Source organism: Phytohabitans sp. LJ34 (genome assembly GCF_052068095.1).
GTDB lineage: Bacteria > Actinomycetota > Actinomycetes > Mycobacteriales > Micromonosporaceae > Phytohabitans.
In genome coordinates this window covers 84,028-103,826 of sequence record NZ_JBQHDG010000023.1, presented here as the reverse complement: position 1 = coordinate 103,826, position 19,799 = coordinate 84,028, and the positions used below count along the sequence as shown (strand labels likewise).

Genomic DNA, 19,799 nt, shown 5'->3' with positions numbered 1-19,799 from the left:
CCGAAATCGTCACCACGACCGGCTGCACCGTGCACACCACCGCTGGCCGCAGCGGGCACCGGCTGCAGGTCTGGGGCACGCGTCCGCTCGTCGAGCATCTCGCCGCCACGATCCACGATCTCGCCGAGACGCTGGAAGCGGCCTCACTGGCGGCGACATTGCGGTACGGACGGTGGCTACGCGACCAACCCGACCCGGACCACACCCCGGCCGAACGGCGGAACCTGCGGCGCGCCTGGCGGCGCACCTACCTATCGGCGTGGGCCAACGCTTACGCCCACCGGCTGCTGTCCCTGGCCACCGGCCGACCCGAACACCCCGCCACCCGCCTACCGCCGATCGGACACCACAGCGCGCACACCCAAGCCCGACACGACGTCGCACACCTGCACCCGACCCTGCTACAAGACACCGCTGACCTGATCGCCCGCCAACGCCGCCGAACCCTCGCACGCCAAGCCGATCACCAGTAATCCGTCCACCAGCGGACCGCCGCTGGCGTGAATCATCGCGTCGGCGCCACGGCCAGCCTGGTCCACGTCGACGGCGAAGGGCAGCAGCGACGCATCGCCAATTTCCTGCTTCGGCCCACCTGGGCGCCGTCCATCACCGCACAAATACAAGGACGCGGGCTGCCGGTCACCTATGCCAACGGTCGCCCGTTACCCGGCAGGCTATGGCTGACCTGGACCATCGCCGAACACCTCGAACCAACACGGACACCGCCACTGAGCACAACGCCGGCACCAGACCAGCTCATCATCGTTAGTGGCGCCCGGAAACGACCCGAGCCGTGTGAACGTCCCGCCGGACAGCTCTACACTGGCCCCCGCGCCGCTGGGCAGGCCATCACGGCACCCGGCTCGCCGCTCTCGCCACCGACCACGCACCTGCGGCCGGTTCACCTAGCAGGTTTGCCTGCCCGGACCGCTTGCTCGATCTCGTGCCGGCTGGGCGACGTGGGCGGGGAGCGCACGTATTCGTAGCGTGCCGGTCGAGCGGCAGCGACGCCCGCTGACCTCACATTGCTGGCGCCGCCGACCGCGAGCGCAGCACCACCACCCCTTACCCCCTTGGATCCGTGCGCGTCACACGCCGAACAGCCGTTGGCTGCCCGCGGCGTGTGCCGCGGCAGGAGCTGGCCGCGTGCGGCGCGCCCGGCGCAGAGCATGTTTGGAGGACCACCGCATGAACCGCGACGACGCCGCCTGGCTCGAACACCTCGACATCATCACCGCCTGGGGCCGAGCCAGCGCCATCAACGGCAGCCCACCGGCCACCGACGACGAGTTGTGGACCATCTCCCGCCGCCGGCAGGACCTGAACCTGCCCGAACACCTCGATGCAGGGCTGCTGCCCCGACTGCGGGACGCGTTCAACAAGGGCCGATTTGCTGGCCGCATCGACCTGCGGGCGCTGGCGGACGCACTACGCGAGCGCGGCCACGACGCGGTCGTGGAACGCACCGACGGCGGCGTCGTACTCTACGGCGGCCGTCAGGCGCCAGACCGGGACGGCGTCCCACGCTGGTCGGCGGTTGTCAGACCCGGCTGGTACCAGACGCGGGACCTGCGGCACGCGGTCGCCGACCTCGCCGATTGCCGCATCGGACCAGACGGCGAAAATGCCTGGGCAGTCACCGTCCCCCACACGTGGACGATCGACCCGCTGGTCCAGCTGACCATCGCGGTCATCGACGAGGTGGAAACCCGACGGGCACGATTCGCGCGTGCGGCCCAGGACGCCCTCGACGCGATCTGGACGGCCCTCGCCGCCGCCCACCAGGCGTTCACCACCAGCGACGCGGCGCCCGGCGCAGACCACCCTTTTGCCGCCGAATCGACCAAGCTGCTGGCCGGTTGGCTCGCCGACAACTGGCCCGACGCCCGCACCGTGCCCGCCCACATCGCGGCCTTCGCCGCTGGCGGCCGCAATCGGAATGACGATCAACCGCCGGACGAACACCCACACGACTACGGCGACTACAGCGACGTCCAGTAACGCACGGCAGAACCATCATTACCCGCGCTTGCCGGACCCCCGACCGCCGGCACAGCAGCACCGTCATGAACCACTGCGAAGCATCCAATGCCGTCAAGGCCGTCGCCGGCCACCTCACCGCTCACCCGCGTCGGTAGAGCGAGCCCGTGCACGCGACAACGCTCTGCCCGCTGTTTAGGGCAACGCGCCCGAGCGCCACTCGGGCAACCGATGGAGCGCCACTCCTTCGGATCGGTTGGCACGGTCCACCGCGCGCGCGTGATCGTCTGCCGACGAGATCGGGCGCCATGGTCGTCGGCACGCTCCGGCGCGCACCGTGGTCGGTGGCATCTGACACGCGCTGCCGGCGCGCAAGCGCCCCAGAGCGGCAGTCAGAGCGTCACCGATAGCGACCTCACCCCGACGGGGTGGGTGGATCCCAAACCCGCTGCCCATTGGCCGTCCGAATTGGTCAATCGCCGCCGCCGCGCTCCGTGCCATTGCCGAGATGGTGCTCAGCCGCCTTGCCGAAACAGCCCGCCCCGTCCCGGTGCAGACGTTCGCGCAGCGGACAGATCCCGCCCGACAATGGATCGCGGACAGCGGAACGTGGCGGGTCCGCCACAAACAGCGCGCGGGCGGGGCTGACCAGGTAGCCAGCTGACAACGCCCAAGTGACCACGCCAGCGGCGTTAGACCCACCACTCACCAGCCGTGCCCCATGCGCCACGACCGCCGCCGATGCCACCCATAGCAGCGGTTGCCAACCTTGTGCCGCGCCGGTTCTGAAGCCGGCGACACGGGTCCAATCAGGACCAGACCGGCGTCCGCGGCAAGGGCCGCGCCATGTAACACGGCGCCACCCTATGAGCGGACCAGCCAACGTTCAGCGTTCGCCGTCAGCCCTGCCGCCAGTCCAAGCCCCCGGTCGCGGCGCGCAGTCGTCCTCGAGCCCGCAGCTGACGCGCGTACCGGCGGCGATCCCGACACTGCGCCCGAACTTTCTACCGCGCCCTCTGGAAGGGAGCGATCGTGCTGATCTACAACGAACACGCCAACGACATCGGCGACTGGTGTCTGCACTCCGGACAGCCGGCCCCGCCGGACACTGGCGACCAGGACGGCTGCCCGGCTCTCTGCCACGCCAGCCGCATCATTGAAGGCCTAACCCATGCGGCCCCCGGTGTGGCGCCCACCGCACCGGGATCGCATCTGCCGAGCTTGGGTGAACTCACGTACCTCATCTCACCCAGCTATGCGAAGTCTTGGACAGCGGTTCGTGCCATCGCGGAGCTCATCGCCAACGCGCTCGACGAAGACCCGCGACCGTGCGTCGCGTGGGCCGACGGCGTGCTGACCATCACCGACGACGGTCCCGGCATCCCCGAGGAAGGACTCATCCTCGGGGAATCGGACAAGACCGAGCGGCAGATCGGCCAGTTCGGTGAAGGCAAGAAGGTCGCCTGCCTGGTGCTGGCCCGCAGCCCCGGCATCGGTGCGATCCGGATCGACACCGTCGGCTACGGCCTCGTCCCCACTGTCCAGCGTGGACGCCTGCTGGACGGTCAACTCCCATCCCGAACGCAGCAAGGTGCGCAAAAGCTCGTCTACCGGGTGTACGGCAACACCCGCACCCGGGGCACCACCGTCACCATCGAATGCCCGCACGACCTCGCCGTCGAGGCCATCGGCCGGTTCCGGGCCTTGACCGAGCCGGACTACACCCCACCCGCGCAGCCCGGGGCCTGCGTGCTGACCGGCGACCCCGGCCGGGTCTGGATCGGTGGCGTGCTTGTCAACACCGTCCCCGATCTGATCGCCTCCTACGACCTGCCCCTGACGGACAAGGACATGCAGAACCGGGACCGGACCGTCATCGAGGCGGACAGCCTGCGTGACGCGGTACGCGGCATCCTCGCCGCCTGCCAAGACCTCACGGTGATCGGCCGGTTCGCCCGGCACGTGCTAGACGGCAACGGCCTGCGCGAACCCGAAGAGTTCTTCGACCACGTCACCCGCCCCCGGGTACGCGCCGCGTGGCGGACCTGGGCCCGCACCCATATGCCGGACAGGGCCTTCTACGCCGGCACCGGCCACGAAGAGGCCGCGCTCGACTTGCGCGACAAAGGCTTTACCGAGGTAACCGCCCGCGGGTTGCCGGCCCACCGGCAGCGAGTTTTCATGGACCTGCTCGGTGTCGAAATCGCCCGAACGAGCCGACAACGCCACTACGAAAAGACCCGGGACAAGACCACCTGGGTCGCCGACCGTGACCTCACGCCCGCCCAACGCACCCTCCTACAGCAGTCGCGGCAGCTGGTCCGGGCAGCGATCGGCGCGTTCGCGCTGGACCGGGTCCGGGTGTACTCGGCCAGCGAGCAATCCCCGTGTTCGTTGGGGTTCTACAGCCTGCGCACCGGTGACGTGGCCGTCCACCTTGACGCGCTCGCCGACCGCTACCAGACGCTGACCACGTTGATCCACGAAGCCGCACACCGGGTCGGGCACCGCGGCGGCGGCCGGTGGACACCGATCCTTGATTACGGGGACCGGTCCCGCGGGTTCGAGAACCTGCTCAGCGAGTTCGCCGGGCTCCTGCTCAGCTACCTCGCTGACGCCGGAGCGTTGGCGGACCCGGTCGAAGCACCAGCAGAAGTCGCGCGCGGCGATCGGGGGCCTGCCGTAGAGGATTCCGCGGCCCCGGTCAGCCGTCGGGAACTGGCCCAGCTACTGCGCGACCAGCTCCCGCAGGCGTTGGTCGCCAAAGGTTTTACCAGCGAAAGGGATCTCGTCGACTCCACCGCCGTCCATCCCGAAGTCTGGCGCACCCTAACCAAACCACGCGCGGCCGGCTACCGACGCAGGTGGGGCGCCGGCGGCCGGGCGTGGGACTACGACAAGGTCGCCCTGCTCGCTGAGGCCGCGGGTGTCGCGGCGCCAGTCGTTTGGCTGGGCTACAACCTCTGTGAAGGACCGATCTATGGCCGCCAACGCCAACACTGGAACCGGCCCGGCCCCTGGACCAAGAAGATGCGCGAGGCGACCATGCGCGCCTGTGCCGATCTACAGACACTCGGCGGCGCCTACGCCGAACAGATCCCGGCCCTGCATGCCCTTGTCAACGGGCAGGCCGTCGCTGTCCTGGGCGACGACAGCTGGCAGGCACCCATCCGCGTCCTGATCGCGCTGGAACGCGCTCGGCTGCGCCTCGACGCCGGCAGCGGCTGACCATCTCGGTTCCTCGAGTGTCCGGTGCGGTCTGAGCGTTGACGCTCCCGGCACCTGCCGCCCAGTCCAGGCCCGCGCCCATCGACGGTGTTCGTCCCCGCACGGGGTGCGTCAGGTCCACTGTCGACGGGCGCGGGTCTGCGGCGCCGGGCGTTGCAGGGCGCGCCCCGCCCTGAACGCTCGACCACCCCTTTTTTGTCCAACGCTGACCCTTATACGGCTTATGTACACGAAGTCGCGGGTGACGACTTGCTTGCCATGTGCTTCCTCCCGCGCTTGGTCAACTCGGACAGCACGTTTTCAGCGGTGGAGGTCGTCGCCGCGGGGCGGCTCCTCGGGGGCCGGCCGTGGTTCGCGGACCGCCACGTCGCGGCAAAGTTGTGCGGCGAGCGCGGCGGTTTCCTCGGCCGGTTCCTGACCCGTGTCGAGCAGGGCACGGGACAGCCGGCTGAACCGGGCTCGGATGGCGTTGATGTCTGCGGTGGCGGCGTGGGCGCGCATTGCCGCGACGGCCAGTTCCTCGTTGATCGGGTCCAGGTCCGCAGCGGTCTGCAGGTAGCGGGCTGCCCGTTCCGGTTGCTGCGGGCCGACCAGGTCCGCGAGTTGGGCGTGGGCGGTGACGCCGTGACGGCGGCTGATCTCCACGTCGACGTTGGCCCATTCATAGGTTCCGTCCGCGTCGTACAGCAGGCCGCCGAACCCGCCGACGGCTCGTTCGAGCGCGGCCCGTCGAGCCGGCGTGTCGGCGGCGGTGCGTGCCTCGGCGACGGCGTCGCATACCCGCCACCAGTCGATGTCGACCAGATCCGGGGCCAGGATGTAGCGGCCTCCTGGGTTGATCACGAACTCCGGCCCGGCGGGTTTGCGCCCACCGCGTGCGGGCTTGCGCTGTCCGGTCCCGGCGGGATTCGGCTCCTCCTGCTGCGGGGTGATGCCGGCGCCGGCGCGCAGGCTGGCGCGGAGGTTGGCGACGTCGGTGGCGAGGCGTTCTTTGGCGCGGCTCATGGGTGCGTCCGGCCACAGCGCCTCCTTGATGTCGTCGATGGCGGCTCCGCCGCGGTGCGTGGCGAGGTAGAGCAGCAGTTCGGCGGCTTTGCGGCGCAGCCCGGTTACTTCTGTGCCGTCCGGTTTGATGATGGCGACCCGTCCGAGGACCTGGACCGAAACCCGGATCTTGGCCCCGCCCGGGAGGTCTGGGCCGTCGCGGTCGGCGGCGTGGGGCGCGGGCGATCTGGCCTCCGTCACCGTGGCTGTCTTCCGGGAAGGCCCGCTGGTGCTCGTGCTGGTGGCGGCGACCTGTTTCTCGGGTTTGCTGCCCGGTTCATCGGCGGCGAGGGCTTGGTCGTGCGGCGCCGGTGTCGATGCGGTTGATGTCGATGCGGTTGGTGCCGCCGGGTGAGGCGTGCGGGAGGTGTCGGTGTGGGGGGTGGACGGCTTCTGCGTGGCGGTGGCCGGCTCGCCGGTGTGCGCTTCGCGCAGCAGCGCGAGGCTCTCCATCATGGTTGTCTGGTCCAGGGTGGACAGCCGCTGGCCGTCGCCGCCGGTGGTGCTTCCGTCCGGGTCGACTTGCACGGTGGTTCCGGCGGGCCAGTCGCCGAGCAGGACCGCGCCGATGCCCACGGTGTCGGACATTTCCAGGATGGTCGACAGGCGGGTCCGTGTGGCCGGTTCCGGTATGTCGGCGATCAGCAGCACGGGGGGCAATGGTTCGTGGCCGGGGAACCGGGTGCGTAGCTCCGTCACCGTGTGTACGTCGTGCTGGTCCAGAATCCAGGCGCGGTCCAGGTTTTCCCGGTGTAAGTGGGTCACCGCCTCGCTCAGGCCGGGGGTGATGATCAAGCGCGGGATCGATCCGGCCAGGTCGACAACGGCGGGATCGCCGGCCAGGTCGGCCAGGACGCTGGCCGGCACGACAACGGTTGCCTCGGCGTCCGGGTCGTACGCGTGCCCGGCCGACAGGGTAGCCACGAGCATGGCGCGGGCCGCGCCGGCGGCACCGGGTCCGGCAAGGCCCAGTCCGCCTGCTGGTAGTGGCCCCCAGCCGGCTAGCTGCGATCCGTGCGGACCGGGTTCCGGCAGTGCGGGCTTGGGATCCATCTGGACGTATTCCCGCACGGTTGGGCCGGGGTCCGGGGCTTGCAGCAGGTGCGGGGACTGGCGGCGGACCTCGCGGCGTAGCCGGGTGACAGTGGCCGGCAACGGTTGCAGGCTGGGATCGGCTGCTGGGTCCGGTGTGGTGCGGGGGTCGTAGCGATGCCGGCGGCGCAGCCAAACCCCGGCCGCCGCGGCGACGAGCGCGGCGGCGAGCCCGGTGGTGAGCCAGCCATTGGGTATCGCGACGCCGTTGTCGTTGTCGGATCGGTGCTGCGGGCAGTCGCCCGCGGTCTGGGGCGCCGCTGGGCCTGCGGTGTTCGGGCTGGATGGTGTTGTCCGAGCAGGTGATGGGTGAGGTTCGACGACGCCGTCGGGGTCCGGCGGCGCTGGGTTTTGCTTCGGTGCGGGCCTAGCCGGTGGGGCGGGACGCACCGGGGTGGCATCGGCGGGCGGTCGGGCATCGGTGGGCAGGCGCAGGTCCCAGCCGGGATAGATCAGGTCGCAGTCGCGCAGGGTGCCGCCCACGGTCGGGAAATGGCGGTGGTGGTTCAGGCGGCAGATCTGCGGCCACCGTCCCGGCGTGCCGAGCCAGTCGCGGGAGATCTTGGACAGGGTGTCCCCCGGCTTGACCACGTACCGATAGCTTGTCGATCCGACGTGGACAGTCGCCGGTGCCGGCTGCACCGACGGTGGTGTGGCGGCGACGGTTCGGGTGTGGTTGCCTTCGTCGGCGGTGACGGCGGGCCCGCCGGTGTCCGCGACCGTGGCGGCGCCAGCGGTGGAGCTGACCGCGGCGGTCCCGACGAGGGTTGCGGTGAGCATTTGCGCGGGTTGCGGGATGTGCAGCCGCGGTAGCCGGCGTCGCCGGGCCAGCCACCGGCACACCTCGACAATCGCTATGCCCAGCAGGATCAGCCAGGTCAGCCAGGCCAGGATCACCATCGTGGCGGTGATCGATCCGTAGGTCAGCGGCTCGGCAACCCAGGCCGCGAGATCGGCCCGGCTCGGTGCGGCAGGCAGCGGCCAGCCGGTTAGCCGCACCAGCCCGACCGGGAGGCCGATCAGCAGCAGCGCGCTCCAGAAGTCGATCGGTGCCCGCGGTCGCATCCCGCCCCCTTTGTCGCTTCGGGTATCCCCGGTTGGATGTCTTCGACGGTGGGGCGTATCGGCTGTGGCGGCAAGGCTTTCGGGCGTGTGGCGACCTGACACAAACCTCACACGCATCTCACACGACCTCACACGGCCTGGTCAGAGGCCTTTTCGAGGTTGGCGGCGGCGAGGTGCCGGGCGTGGTCGTCGCTCAGTAGGCGGGCGGCGTGGTGGTCGCCGGAGGCGATCAACGCGTGGACGGCGTGGTGGTGCAGGTATTCGTTGACCGGGTCGATGCGGGCGGCATCGCGCCACAGCCGGGCGGCCTGGTCGGGGAGGTCGGCGGCGAGCCGCGCATGGGCGTTGATCACTTCGCGGCGGACGTGTTCACGTAGCGGGGCCAGCCACGGCCAGGTGCGTCCGGCGGCGAGCTCACCGCGGTACAGGTCGATCACGTCCCGCAGGGCCGCCTCCCGAACTTTGCGGTCGGTTGCGGTGGTGGCCTGCCGGCCGGCGGTCAGCAGCCGGTCGACGTCGGTGTCGACCAGGTGGTGGTCGATCTGGTAGCGGTCGCCGGTGTGGGTGATGACCTCACGGCCGCCGGTCGCGGTGCGTAGGACGCTACGCAGTTCGCTGACCGTGGTGTAGAAGCGGCCGGCGGCGGTGTGCGGGCGCAGCTGCGGCCACAGCGCCTCGCACAACTCGGCGGTGGTGGCACCGGCCGGGTGCAGGGCGAGGAACACCAGGATCTGGGTGGCCGCGGTCCGGCGAACAGCCACCGGGCCCTGGCCGGCGGTGACGGTGACCTGGCCCAGCAGGCTCAGACGCAGCCGCACGTTTTCGGCGGGGCCGGTGACGGTCGGGCTGACCGGTGGCGCCGGCCCGGCCGGGTGCTGAGCGGTCGGATGCTCGGCGGTGCGCAGCGCGGTGAGGGTGAGCAGGTCGAGGGCGGCGGCAGCGGTCAACGTGGTCAGCCGGCCGGGCGCGCCGTCCACCCGGCCGTCGTCCTCGACCTGCCAGGTGGTGCGGTGCGGCCATGCTCCGACGATCACCCCGGACAGGCCCTGCCCGGCGCCGAGGGTGAGCAGCGCCGCCAGCCGGCGCACCAGCCCATCGTCGGGCGCGGCGGTGATGATGGTGACCGGCCGGCCCGGATGATCGACCACCATGGCGTCCAGGACAGCGCAGGCATCGGCCAGACTGTTCGCCACCCGCAAACCGGGCAGCTGCGGCCAGGACGTCGGGCGGTCAAGCAGAGTGTCCAGGTCGTCCCCTGTGGTGACCACGCGGGGACGGTCACCGGAATGGGACAGCAGCAGCGCGACCAGCACGCCGCGGGCGGCCGCGGCGGCGCCGGGTCCGGTCAATCCGACCCCGCCGGCGGGTAGGTCGTGGACCAGGCCGCCGGCAGATAGGTGTCGGTGGCCGGCGGGGTATCGGCGAGTGCGGCCTGCACGGCGTGGGCCGTCCGCGGCAGCGGATTGAGGTCTTCGCCGGCCCGATGCGCGGGCAGGGTCGGGTCGTAGTGGCGGCGGCGGCGCCACCACACCGCTGCCGCGGCCGCCTGGACCGACTGCGCCAGCGGGGCAGGTAGCCAGCCGCCATCAGCCAGCTCCACCCCACCGGACACGCCCGCCTGCCGTTCACCGTCAACGACCGGCGCCCACACGCGACCGGCATTGTCTACATTGGATGCGGCGGTGGCTGGTGGGGTCGCTGGCGCGCTGGTCGGGGTAGCGGTTACCGCGACTGCGCCCAGCATCCCACCCGCCAACCCTTGCAGCGGTGTGGGCAGCGGCAGCCGTGGCAGGCGACGCAGCCACGTGACCGACCGGCGGACGGCCTGCCCGATCGTGGCGATCGCCGCATACAGCACACCGGCCCAGATCAGCCACGCCGCCACCGCGATCGCGGCGTAGATGTTCTGTTCGGTCAACGGCTGCTGGATCAGCCCGGGCAGGTCACCACGACGTGGTAACGGGTTGCCGACCGTGCGGACCAGCACCACCGGGACGCCGACGAGCATCACCACGGCCCAAAAGCCACTCCACAACCGTTTGACCATCAATAACCCACTCGGATGTGACCGACGGCGCGGTGTGGGTAGGTCATGTGCCCGGTAGCCATTGTCGCGGCGGACCGGTCCACAGCTGCCACAACCGTTGCAGCCACCACAAGGTGACCGCGGCGATGTAGATGACCGCGAGCACGCCGGTCGTGCGCCAGTCGGTGATCGCCGCCGCCGCGACCCCGACCGGGCCGGCCAGAACCAGCCGCAACAGCAGCGGCCGCACCAGCGCCAGCGCGGCACCCACCCCGATCAACAACCCACCGAACCGCCCCAGCAGGCCGTCCCACCCCCCAGCGGCGGAGTTGCCGTAGGCGTAGTCGACCAGCACCATCCCCACCGCGGCCGGCACCACCGAACTGACCGGAAACCCCAACCAGTCATGCCACCCCACCGCCGGACGCCTGCCCCACCGGGCGGCCAGCGCCGCGACCGCCACCACCACCGCCAACAGCGGCAGCACCGGCACCAACGCCCACCGCAGATACGCGCCGCTCGGCGCCCTGAAGTACAACGACACACCGACCGCGTACACGCCGGCCACCGACACACCCAACCCGGCCGCCACCAACAGCCCAGCGGCCATCTGCCCACCATCCGAACCCGCCGCACCGGCCGGGCCGACCGCGTACGGCAGCACCGACGCGATCAACGCCGCACCACACAAACACGCCACCACCGCCAACGTGGCCGCCAACGCCAACGCACCCCAGTTCACCGGCAGCGCGTACACGTCACCGTTCCAGGAACGCTGATAGAACTGGTACCAGTTGTACGGGCCCTCGGCCCGATCCTTGACCATCAACAACCGGGCCAGCACCAACAGCGACGCGAACCCGGGCACCGCCAACGACAACGCCCGCCGCAGCGGCGGCAACGGCGGCCCCGCCGCCACCGGCACCCCGGCGCCGCCCTGCGGACCGGTCGCCTGCGCCGCCCCGCGCACCGCCGCCACCCCCGGATCGGCGACCACCACCGGCGCCCGACCCACCGCCTCGCCCATTACCTGGCCGGCCAGCGGCATGCTCGCCCCGCCACCGGCCAGGAACACACCGGCCAGCCGGTCCGGTGTCAGGTCCGCTGCCTCCACAGCCTTCACCACCTGCTGGGCGGCCTGCTCCAACACCGGCCGCGCGACCTGCTGCACCTGCCCGGCCGTCCACACCGTCGGCGGCGAACCCACCGTCACCGTCGCATACCCCGACGCCGCCTCCTTGGCCGCCCGCACCGCCGCCACCACCTGCCACCGCCCATCCACCGCCGCCGCGGTTTCCGGCTGGTGGCCGTTGAGCTGCGCCGCCAACAGTTCATCAATCCGGGACCCACCAGCCGATTCGTCGTCCGCAAAGGACAAAACCTCGAACCCGGCCGGACCACGACGCAGCACGTTGACCTTGACACCGCCACCCAGGTCACAAACCGCCAGGTACGAACCCACCGGCAGCTGGACACCCGAAATAGTCAGGTGTTGGGCCACCGCGACCGGTGCCGGCACCAACGTCACCTCAGCCAGCCCGGCCCGCCGCGCCGCCTGCCGCAACCACGTCAAACGGGTCGGCCCCCACACCGCCGGCACCACCAGCCGCACATCAGCCACCGGCCCACCCGCGACCCGGGCCGCTTCCTGCCCCACCACCCGCAGCGTCGCCGCCACCAAGTCCACCGCCGGCAACTGCGTCCCGGCCACAACCAGCTGGTCCTGCCCCGCCCGGCGCACCGGCGACGGCTCAAACCCCGCCGGCGACGACACCGCCGCCAGCCACGCCTGCTGCCCCGCCGTCACCTGCCCGTCCGCTGCGACGTGAACAGCGCTGGACAGCCACGGCCAGCCATCCCACTGCAACGGCAGCCAACCACCATCCCACGCCAACACCGCCGCCGTGGTCACCGAGCCACAATCAACCGCCAGCCGCAAATCCCGGAAAGGCATAGACAACAGTCATACCACCAGCCACAACTGACCGTCACCCCACAACCCGAATCAGTAACCACGAGGCAGCACAATCCCTGTACCGCCGCCGGACGATGAGCACACGAACCACTGCCACCTCGGCCCGCGCCCACTCGCCGACCGGACAGTTGGCCAGGACGTCACACCGCCACAGCCGCAGGGCCCGGCGAGCAGCTCCGCGGCCTTTTCGACGACGTGGTAGCCAGGGCCGCCCGCATGCGCCGGCTCAAGGCGTCGAACCGATGGATGTCGTCTGCCGCGAGCGCGTACCCAGGTGGTGCGGTCCGGATCAGCCCGCGCAGGTCCGCGGTGGCGAGGGTCCGCGCAGGTATGCCACGTGGGCCCGCCGCGTGGCGTCGACCGTCTGGATCTGCTCGCGGGCGTAGGCGGCGAACTCACCGGCCATTAGAGGGCGTCTGGGCACCGCTCACCCCGGCAGCGCAGCGAAGTGAAGCCTAGTCGGGCTGTGGGTTTCCCCAGGTCTGTCACGGCGGAGCCGGTGACGACCAGGCGTACCGGCTCGGTGGCGGCGTACTGGCGGATTGCCAGCGATAGCTTCGGCTCATGACCCGCAATCATCGGGGTGGCGCAGAGTTGGTCGACGAACCGGCGCGTGAGCCGGACCCGGCCTTCCAGCACCCAAAGGTTCATCGATACGGTGGCGGCCCACCTGGCCGAGCAGGCTCCAGACGAGCTGACCCTCACCGTCGACCCCCAAGCCGGCGACCTGAACCGGGCGCGGGAGCAGTTTCACCGCGCCCAATTGATACCTGTCCCCCGTGGGCTTCCTCCGCGTGGTGACACAACTCGATGGGTTCGAGAATGACGGCGCTAATCGGCACCATCCACCTCGTCCTCAAACACCGCTGGCACCTGGACCAGCCCTGACCGCAACCGCCAGCAGGGCACCTTCGGTCCACGCCGCGTGAGTCACGGCAGCGAGTCCAGTGGCGCGAGAACCGTGTCTCCTTAGGACATGTCAGCCGCGGACCTGCGTGGGAACGCCGTCGTCACCCAGAGACGGCCCTCGCCCATGGTGCCAGGAGTCGTTCGGTGGCAACGATGGCGTAGAAGAGTGTGACGTTGAGGCCGGCGAGGATGGTGATCGCGGCGAAGGCTAGTGGTGTGTCGGCTTGGGCGGAGCTGGTCACGATGAGGGCGCCGAGGCCGCGGTTGGGGCTGGTGACTTCGGCGACGACGGCGCCGATGACGGCGAGTTGGATGCTGAGTTTGAGGCCGGTGAAGATCTGCGGTAGCGCGTGTGGGAGGCGGATTTTGCGGAAGGTTCGCCAGCGGTTGGCGTCCAGCGATCGGGCTAGTTCGGCGAGTTCGGCGGGGGTTGAGGTGAGCCCGGCGAGCGTGCCGAGCAGGATGGGGAAGGTGCAGATCAGCCAGACGAGGGCGATCTTGGGTTCGGGTCCGAATCCGAGCCAGAGGACGAACAACGGTGCTACGGCTACCTTGGGTACGGCGTTGAGCGCGACGAGCGGCGGCATCAGGGCGCGCTCGAGCGGCCGCCAGGCCGCGAGGACGGCGGCCGCGACCAGACCGCTGGCGACGGCGAAGGCGAACCCGGCCAGGATCTCGATGATGGTCACCCACGCTTCGCTGGCGAGGTAGCCGGGCATGGCGCGTCCCGCGCGGGCGACGTCCAGCGGATCGGGCAGGAAGAACGAGGGAATGTCGAACGCCGCCGTCGCGGCCCACCAGCCGGCGACGCCGGCGGTGCAAGCGGCCACCGGGAGCAGCGCCCCGAGCCAACGGCGGAACGGAAATGCCACCGGGCGAACCTCCTGGTCCGGTCGGAATCTGGAGGGGAGATGCCGGAGGGTGCCCACGCCTGCGGGGCACCCTCGGCGGTCCGTACAGCCCTACCGCTGGGGCACGTATCCGCTGGTGGAGTAGAGCAGGTGGGACTCCACTTTCAACGCGGGGTTGTGGAGCAGTTCCAGGACTGCGTCGATGTCAGCGGTGGTGAAGCCTTTGGCCAGTAGGCCGTCGGCCAGTTGCGGAATGGTGCCGGCGACCATGCGGGCGGCGGGGTCGCCGCCGCGCCAGAAGCTGCCGTGGATGACGGTGTCCACATTGGTCAGGCCGCGGTTCTCCATGGCGGTGGGTACCTGTTTTGCCCAGTGGGGGTCGGTGCCGGCGTCGTCGAAGATGCGGCCGCTGGCGTGGGCGAAGCGTTCGTACAGGTAGCGGGAGTCCGGGTCGGGTGCGGCAACGACCGGGTTGACCCGGACGGGCCGCCATGCCTCCTCGATCAGGACGCCGCCGGGCCGGAGCACGGCGATCAGCCGGTCCAGGATGTCCTCGCGGGTGGGCAGGTGTTGCAGGACCAGGCGGGTGTGGACGCCGTCGAAGGGTCCGGCCGGCAGGGCCGTGTCGCTGGTCAGGTCGTGCTGGATGACGGTGATGCGGTCGTGGTCGAGCGCCGGGGGTTTGAGGTCGGTGGCAGTCACGTGGCCGCTGTCGCCGACCATGTCGGCGAGGCGGCGCGCGAACGAGCCCTTGCCGCAGCCCACTTCGAGCACGTGCGCCCCGGACCAGTCGCGCAGGCCCGCGAGGCGGTGCTGGGAGAAGTTGTCCAGCAGGTGGGCGAGCCCGTGGTGGTGGGCGTCGGCACCGTCGGCGGTGTTGTCCAACGGGTACGGAGTGACGGTGCCGGTCGGCGGTGTCATTGGGGCACCAGGTCGAACGCGACCAGCTGTTCCGGCGTGATGTTCGGCATGGGCAGGTTCTGCAAGATGGCGATCGAGCGGGCAACCTGTGCCGGATCCATAAATCCGTACGGATGGCCGCCGGGTGGTACGGCGAACGGCTTCACCAGTTCCAACTCGCGGGCCGCGGTCGCGGGATTCTGCTTGGCGTCCATGTCGTGCAGAATCTGGCCGGCCTCTTGCGGATGCTCGACCGCGTACCGCAGGCCCTTCATCAGCGCCCCGGTGAACCGGCGGACCCGGTCCGGGTCGCGGTCGACGAGATGGGTGGAGGTGATCAGCACGGTGCCGTACATGTCGGTCAGGTAGTCGGAGTACGGCAGCTTGACCACCTGCCGCGGCGGCCGGTTCTGTTCCTTGGCCAGTTTCGCCTCGGCCGCCTCGACCTGCGGTATGCCCGCGACGAACAGGCCGATCGCGTCGACCTTGTTCGCCACCAGCAGCCCGGCGAGGGTGTCCGGCTTGTTCTCCACGAAGGTCACCGGGCCGACACCGGCCAGCTTCGCGTACAGCGGCCACATCACCCGTGGGGCGGCCCCAGGGCCAACCCCCAACCGTTTGCCGGCCAGGTCCTTGGGTACCCGGATGTTCCGGTCGCTGAGGGTGACCATCGACAGCAGGGTGCGTTGCTGCACGGCGGCCACCGTGCGGACCTTCCGCTGGCCGGGGGCTGCCTTGGCGAACCGGACGAACGCGCCGCTGGCGTCGACGCCGGCGAACTGCGCCTTCCCGGCGCCGACGGCGTTGTCGTTGTAGGGGCCTGCCTGCCCCGGCTCGATCGTGACCTCGAAACCGGCCTCGCGGAAGAACCCCTTCGCCACCGCGGTATGCGCGTGCGACTCCCGTCCGCTGATCCCGAACCCGGTCAGGTAGGTGACCTTGTCCAACGGCTCACCCGCGGCAGTCTCGCCGTCGCCGCCGCAGCCCGCCAACAGCAGCAGGACTACTGCGGCGACCACACCGACGCCGGGCCGCCGCCGGGAGGACCCCGGCGGATGTGGTGCTACCAACATCACATCTCCAGCTCGCATGCTATTCATTCCAAGTGGTCGGCTTCGCCGCCGTGGGCGAAGCGGTTGAATGATCACGACGAGGCCAGCCGGGCCGCCGCCGCGGGTGGCGATGTGCCGGTGCCGGTGGCGGCGGTGGGTGGCCCTTTTCGAACCGGCCACCGCCCGGCCCGCGTCTTGCTCGCTCCCCCGGTTGCCCGCAGGCTCACAGACCGATCCATGTGCCGACATCGACCGGTGGCGCTACCGCTGGTCGACGTGCCGGGTGGAGGTGAGCGCACAGGTTGCCGAACCGACCGGACACCTCCACCCGACAACAACTTAGAATGCTATTGCTGCCAAGTCAATGGATGCTGTTCATGCTTGGCATTCCACCTTGGCGCGTGGTCAGATGGGGGCGCCGAACCAAAGGAGCGCACGCACCGATGCCAGCCGCCGAAGCCGTCTACCAGACGATCATCGATGATATCCGCCGGGACATCGCCTCCGGCACGCTCAAGCCCGGTGACAAACTCCCCTCCATCAACGAGCTGCGCACCAAGTACGAGTGCAGCGCCGAGCCGGTCAAGACCGCCCTGCGGATGCTGTCCGCGGCCGGTGACACCATCGGCCACCAAGGCCGCGGCACCTTCGTCGCGCGACCTACCCAGGCGACGCGCGACCGCGCGCCCAGCGCACCGCCGCCGGCCTGACGACCAGTGGCCGGCCCGCCTCGGCTTGGCGGATGACTTCGCGGATTCGCAGCAGCCGCTGCTCGTACCAGTCGCGGTCCTCGTCCAAGCGCTCCAGCTGGTCATGCGCCCACACCAGGCGGTCGCAGCCGTCCGGGCGGCAGCCACCGCATCGGTCGCCCGCGCCGTGGCGTTGAACCAACCGCCAGGCACGAGCGAGCGTCGCCTCGCCGGCGTCGCCGCCGTGGTCACGTCCCATGGACCAAGGCACCTTCCTCTTGGATCTTCGTCAACCAGGTACGCGGCCGGAGTCCTTGCGGCGTCCACATGGGGCATAGAGGCATGACGAACCGATGATGTTCTAGGCGTGCAGGGCGGCGAGCAGACCGAGTGCGAGGCGGGTTGCGGTGGCCTCGGCGTCCGTGCCGGTGAAGCGCTTGCCCTCACCGATGCCGGTCACGGTCACGGACAGGAACAGGTTGCCGTCCCACAGGTGCAGCCCGTACGACCAGGTGGCCCGGCCGCGGCGGTTTGTCGGGCGGCGTTCACTGGTCGCGAACGCCTGACTGCCCAGGCCCACGACATCGTGGACCTGTCCGCCGCCCTTGTCGCGGATCATGAAATCCCGGCGGGTGCGCCAGGTCCATCCCGCCTGGGTCGATTCGTCCGGGAACGAGGTGGCGTCGACGACGATAGCGATCAACTCCCGGCTGGTATCGACGTCGCCGTCCGGGTCGAGGCGCGGTGCGTCGGCCAGCCGCAACACCATCCGGCATGAGCTGCTCGCGGAGAAGGTCAGCGGCACGGCTTCACGAACGACGAACCTGCGTTGGACCAGCGGTGCCACGTCTACGAGGGCGCACGGGTCGACGAACCCAGCGTCGTATCGTCGGCCGTGGGGAGATGGCAGCGACGATGTCGTGGTCGGCATGAGCGCGGTCACACCTGTCGGGGCCGGATGCGGGTCTGCGAGCCGGGTCCACGCCAGCCCGGCGGCGGCCACGCTGGCCGCGCCCGCCAGGGCGCCTGCTGCCATCACCGGCCGCGGCCAGCGGCCGCACCACCGCCACCCGCTCACGTTGTAAGCCCGGATGGCTTGACGGCCACGCCGGCGTGGCCGCCGGAGCGGGCCGGGTCCTGGGCGAACGCGGCCGGCTCAGCGTCGGCGTCGGCGTGGTGCCATTGGCTGACGTAGACCAGGCCGGGGTCGACGAGCGGGAAGTCGCCGAAGAACGCCCGGACCTGCTCGCGGGTGCGGGTGACTGGATATCCCGTGCCGCGTTCGCGGTAGATGCCCTGCACCGCCGCGACATCGGCCTGGGTGAAGGACTCGGTGGCGAGGTGACTGACCACCAAGGGACTGCCCGGTGGCATCGCCTCGCGGAGCCGGGCGACCAACTGCTGCGGGCCGGTGTGGTCGGGGAAGAAGTGCAGGACCGCGACGAGCAGCACCGCGAACGGCCGGTCCAGGTCGACGACCGGCCGTAGCCGCGGATCGGTCAACCGGTCCAACAGCAGGTCCACCTCGCGCAGGTCCCCCGGGACGACCACCGCACGCGCGTCGTCCTGCAGCAACTCCCGGCTGTACGTGACGGCGACCGGGTCGTTGTCCACATAGATGACTCCGGCATCCGGCGCCGTCTGTTGCGCGATCTCGTGAACGTTGCCCACCGTCGGTAGCCCGGAGCCGATGTCGACGAACTGGCGGATCCCCCGCCCGACCAGGTACTGCACGGCGCGGCGCAGGAACGCACGGTTGGCCCTGGCCACGAGCGGCGCGTCCGGGTTCTGGGCGATGATCGCCTCCGCGGCGGCCTGGTCGACCGCGAAGCTGTTCCGGCCGCCGAGCAGGTAGTCGTAGATCCGGGCTTGGGAGACCTGCTCCGGGTCCATCCGCTGCCGGGCGACAGCCGTCCAGTACCGGCGGTCCATCTCGTCGTACCGCTCCACTGCGGTCATGGTTGTCGCGTCTCCTGACTGCGCTACGACCGAGCTACGCCTGTCCACAAGGGACACAGGTGCCGATCCACCGACGCCGCTCCCGGCGAATCGTCGCGTCAATTGGCCGGCCACCTCGACTGTCACAGCGGGTCGCGGCCGGCGATGGCCGGCCGGCAGGATCCCGGCCACCGCGACCCAGCCCGGTCCCACCAACCGCGCCTACGCCATCCGCGCTTACGCGGGCGTGCAGCGTCCCGAAGCCGGTACCGGTCTCACCCCTTTGGGTCCCGGCCGGAACATGGGCCATAGCGTCGGGCCGTTATCGGGCAGGAAGGTATCCGCCGTGACGGTGAAGCCGTGGCGTTCCAGGAACATGCGATGGGTCGGGGACAGCGCGACCGCCCAAGTCGGCCAGTGGGCGCCGTGGGTGTCCATGTCGGACAACGTGTGTCGCATCAGCGTCGAGCCGATCCCGGTGCGGTGACGGGAGCGATCCACCGCTACGAGGGCCAGCAGCCAGCTCTCGCCCAGACCGCACTCGACCAGAGTCCGCCGGGCGATGGTGTCGAGCAGTCGGAACCTGTCCGCGTACGGTCCGAACACCTCGTCGAACACGTTGTTCCGGTCCAAGGGCGGATCGAGTTCGTAGGTGACGACATCCAGCCACCACGCGCAGCCGGTGGGAGTTGGGCCGCCGGTGACGTGCAGGATCGTCGCCATGTCGGTGTAGAGCTGGTCCGCCAGTCGGTGAAAGTAGCGCCGGAACAGGTCGGTGCGAACGGCCGGGTCGCTGATGAGCCACGCTCCGACCGGGGTGCCGGCGAGCGCGTCTGCCATCAGGACGGCGACCTGCCCCGAGTCCTTCTTCTCGGCGTGGCGGATGGTCCGGTCTTCGTCGCTTGTCACGTGTTCCCCGCTGATGTGTTGTCGGCCATGTTTGTTGCTCTCCTGTCGATTCGTTGGATGGGCGAGGAGGCGACCGCCCTACCAGCCGGTCCTTACATCCGAGCCGACAGCGAGCCGCACCGGCGCGGGCGGTGCGGCCAT

15 protein-coding genes are annotated in these 19,799 nt (G+C 70.3%); 4 read left to right on the top strand and 11 right to left on the bottom strand.

What is annotated here, in order from left to right; genetic code table 11:
* Positions 1–29: 29 nt before the first annotated feature.
* From ACTMTJ_RS34700 to ACTMTJ_RS34690, 3 genes are all read left to right on the top strand, one after another.
* Positions 30–473 carry a hypothetical protein gene (locus ACTMTJ_RS34700; RefSeq protein ID WP_441222908.1) on the top strand — a complete coding sequence of 148 codons (444 nt, stop codon included), beginning with the start codon at positions 30–32 and terminating at the stop codon, positions 471–473.
* Positions 474–1,188: 715 nt separating this feature from the next.
* The gene (locus tag ACTMTJ_RS34695) at positions 1,189–2,001 is read left to right on the top strand and encodes a hypothetical protein (protein ID WP_441222907.1); all 813 of its coding nucleotides are present in this window, start codon (positions 1,189–1,191) and stop codon (positions 1,999–2,001) included.
* A gap of 1,011 nt (positions 2,002–3,012) precedes the next feature.
* Positions 3,013–5,208: a hypothetical protein gene (locus tag ACTMTJ_RS34690; protein ID WP_441222906.1), complete on the top strand. Its 2,196-nt coding sequence runs from the start codon at positions 3,013–3,015 to the stop codon at positions 5,206–5,208.
* Between the two features lie 300 nt (positions 5,209–5,508).
* Here the strand turns inward: ACTMTJ_RS34690 and ACTMTJ_RS34685 are convergent, their stop codons facing one another.
* The 7 genes from ACTMTJ_RS34685 to ACTMTJ_RS34655 all read right to left on the bottom strand — a co-directional run bounded on the left by ACTMTJ_RS34685 (position 5,509) and on the right by ACTMTJ_RS34655 (position 16,143).
* Positions 5,509–8,511, bottom strand: a complete 3,003-nt coding sequence (locus ACTMTJ_RS34685; RefSeq protein WP_441222905.1) for a BTAD domain-containing putative transcriptional regulator — start codon at positions 8,509–8,511, stop codon at positions 5,509–5,511.
* A 26-nt stretch (positions 8,512–8,537) separates the two neighbouring features.
* Entirely contained in the window at positions 8,538–9,758 is a 1,221-nt protein-coding gene (locus ACTMTJ_RS34680) for an AfsR/SARP family transcriptional regulator (RefSeq protein WP_441222904.1), read from the bottom strand.
* On the bottom strand, positions 9,755–10,423 hold the full coding sequence (locus ACTMTJ_RS34675) for a hypothetical protein (RefSeq protein WP_441222903.1): 669 nt from the start codon (positions 10,421–10,423) through the stop codon (positions 9,755–9,757). Before ACTMTJ_RS34675 ends, ACTMTJ_RS34680 begins: the two co-directional genes overlap by 4 nt.
* Before the next feature lie 76 nt (positions 10,424–10,499).
* Entirely contained in the window at positions 10,500–12,347 is a 1,848-nt protein-coding gene (locus tag ACTMTJ_RS34670) for an Hsp70 family protein (RefSeq protein ID WP_441222902.1), read from the bottom strand.
* Between the two features lie 1,073 nt (positions 12,348–13,420).
* Positions 13,421–14,191, bottom strand: a complete 771-nt coding sequence (locus ACTMTJ_RS34665) for an ABC transporter permease (RefSeq protein ID WP_441222901.1) — start codon at positions 14,189–14,191, stop codon at positions 13,421–13,423.
* A gap of 90 nt (positions 14,192–14,281) precedes the next feature.
* Positions 14,282–15,091, bottom strand: a complete 810-nt coding sequence (locus ACTMTJ_RS34660) for a class I SAM-dependent methyltransferase (protein WP_441222900.1) — start codon at positions 15,089–15,091, stop codon at positions 14,282–14,284.
* Positions 15,088–16,143 carry an ABC transporter substrate-binding protein gene (locus tag ACTMTJ_RS34655; RefSeq protein ID WP_441222899.1) on the bottom strand — a complete coding sequence of 352 codons (1,056 nt, stop codon included), beginning with the start codon at positions 16,141–16,143 and terminating at the stop codon, positions 15,088–15,090. Before ACTMTJ_RS34655 ends, ACTMTJ_RS34660 begins: the two co-directional genes overlap by 4 nt.
* Before the next feature lie 422 nt (positions 16,144–16,565).
* On the opposite strand from ACTMTJ_RS34655, the gene ACTMTJ_RS34650 reads away from it, so the two are divergent.
* Entirely contained in the window at positions 16,566–16,832 is a 267-nt protein-coding gene (locus ACTMTJ_RS34650) for a winged helix-turn-helix domain-containing protein (RefSeq protein WP_441222898.1), read from the top strand.
* Here ACTMTJ_RS34650 and ACTMTJ_RS34645 read toward each other — a convergent pair.
* The 4 genes from ACTMTJ_RS34645 to ACTMTJ_RS34630 all read right to left on the bottom strand — a co-directional run bounded on the left by ACTMTJ_RS34645 (position 16,783) and on the right by ACTMTJ_RS34630 (position 19,658).
* Entirely contained in the window at positions 16,783–17,070 is a 288-nt protein-coding gene (locus tag ACTMTJ_RS34645; RefSeq protein ID WP_441222897.1) for a hypothetical protein, read from the bottom strand. The genes ACTMTJ_RS34650 and ACTMTJ_RS34645 overlap by 50 nt on opposite strands.
* 102 nt (positions 17,071–17,172) lie before the next feature.
* Positions 17,173–17,658, bottom strand: a complete 486-nt coding sequence (locus ACTMTJ_RS34640; RefSeq protein WP_441222896.1) for a hypothetical protein — start codon at positions 17,656–17,658, stop codon at positions 17,173–17,175.
* Between the two features lie 227 nt (positions 17,659–17,885).
* Complete coding sequence (locus ACTMTJ_RS34635) at positions 17,886–18,743, bottom strand: SAM-dependent methyltransferase (RefSeq protein ID WP_441222991.1); 858 nt, start codon at positions 18,741–18,743, stop codon at positions 17,886–17,888.
* Positions 18,744–18,986: 243 nt separating this feature from the next.
* Positions 18,987–19,658, bottom strand: a complete 672-nt coding sequence (locus tag ACTMTJ_RS34630; RefSeq protein ID WP_441222895.1) for a GNAT family N-acetyltransferase — start codon at positions 19,656–19,658, stop codon at positions 18,987–18,989.
* Between the last annotated feature and the right edge of the window lie 141 nt (positions 19,659–19,799).

Coding starts and splice junctions, on each gene's coding strand:
- ACTMTJ_RS34650 (WP_441222898.1), top strand. CDS start 16,566: ATGCCAGCCGCCGAAGCCGTCTACCAGACGATCATCGATGATATCCGC.
- ACTMTJ_RS34635 (WP_441222991.1), bottom strand. CDS start 18,743: ATGGACCGCCGGTACTGGACGGCTGTCGCCCGGCAGCGGATGGACCCG.
- ACTMTJ_RS34645 (WP_441222897.1), bottom strand. CDS start 17,070: ATGGGACGTGACCACGGCGGCGACGCCGGCGAGGCGACGCTCGCTCGT.
- ACTMTJ_RS34660 (WP_441222900.1), bottom strand. CDS start 15,091: ATGACACCGCCGACCGGCACCGTCACTCCGTACCCGTTGGACAACACC.
- ACTMTJ_RS34655 (WP_441222899.1), bottom strand. CDS start 16,143: ATGTTGGTAGCACCACATCCGCCGGGGTCCTCCCGGCGGCGGCCCGGC.
- ACTMTJ_RS34695 (WP_441222907.1), top strand. CDS start 1,189: ATGAACCGCGACGACGCCGCCTGGCTCGAACACCTCGACATCATCACC.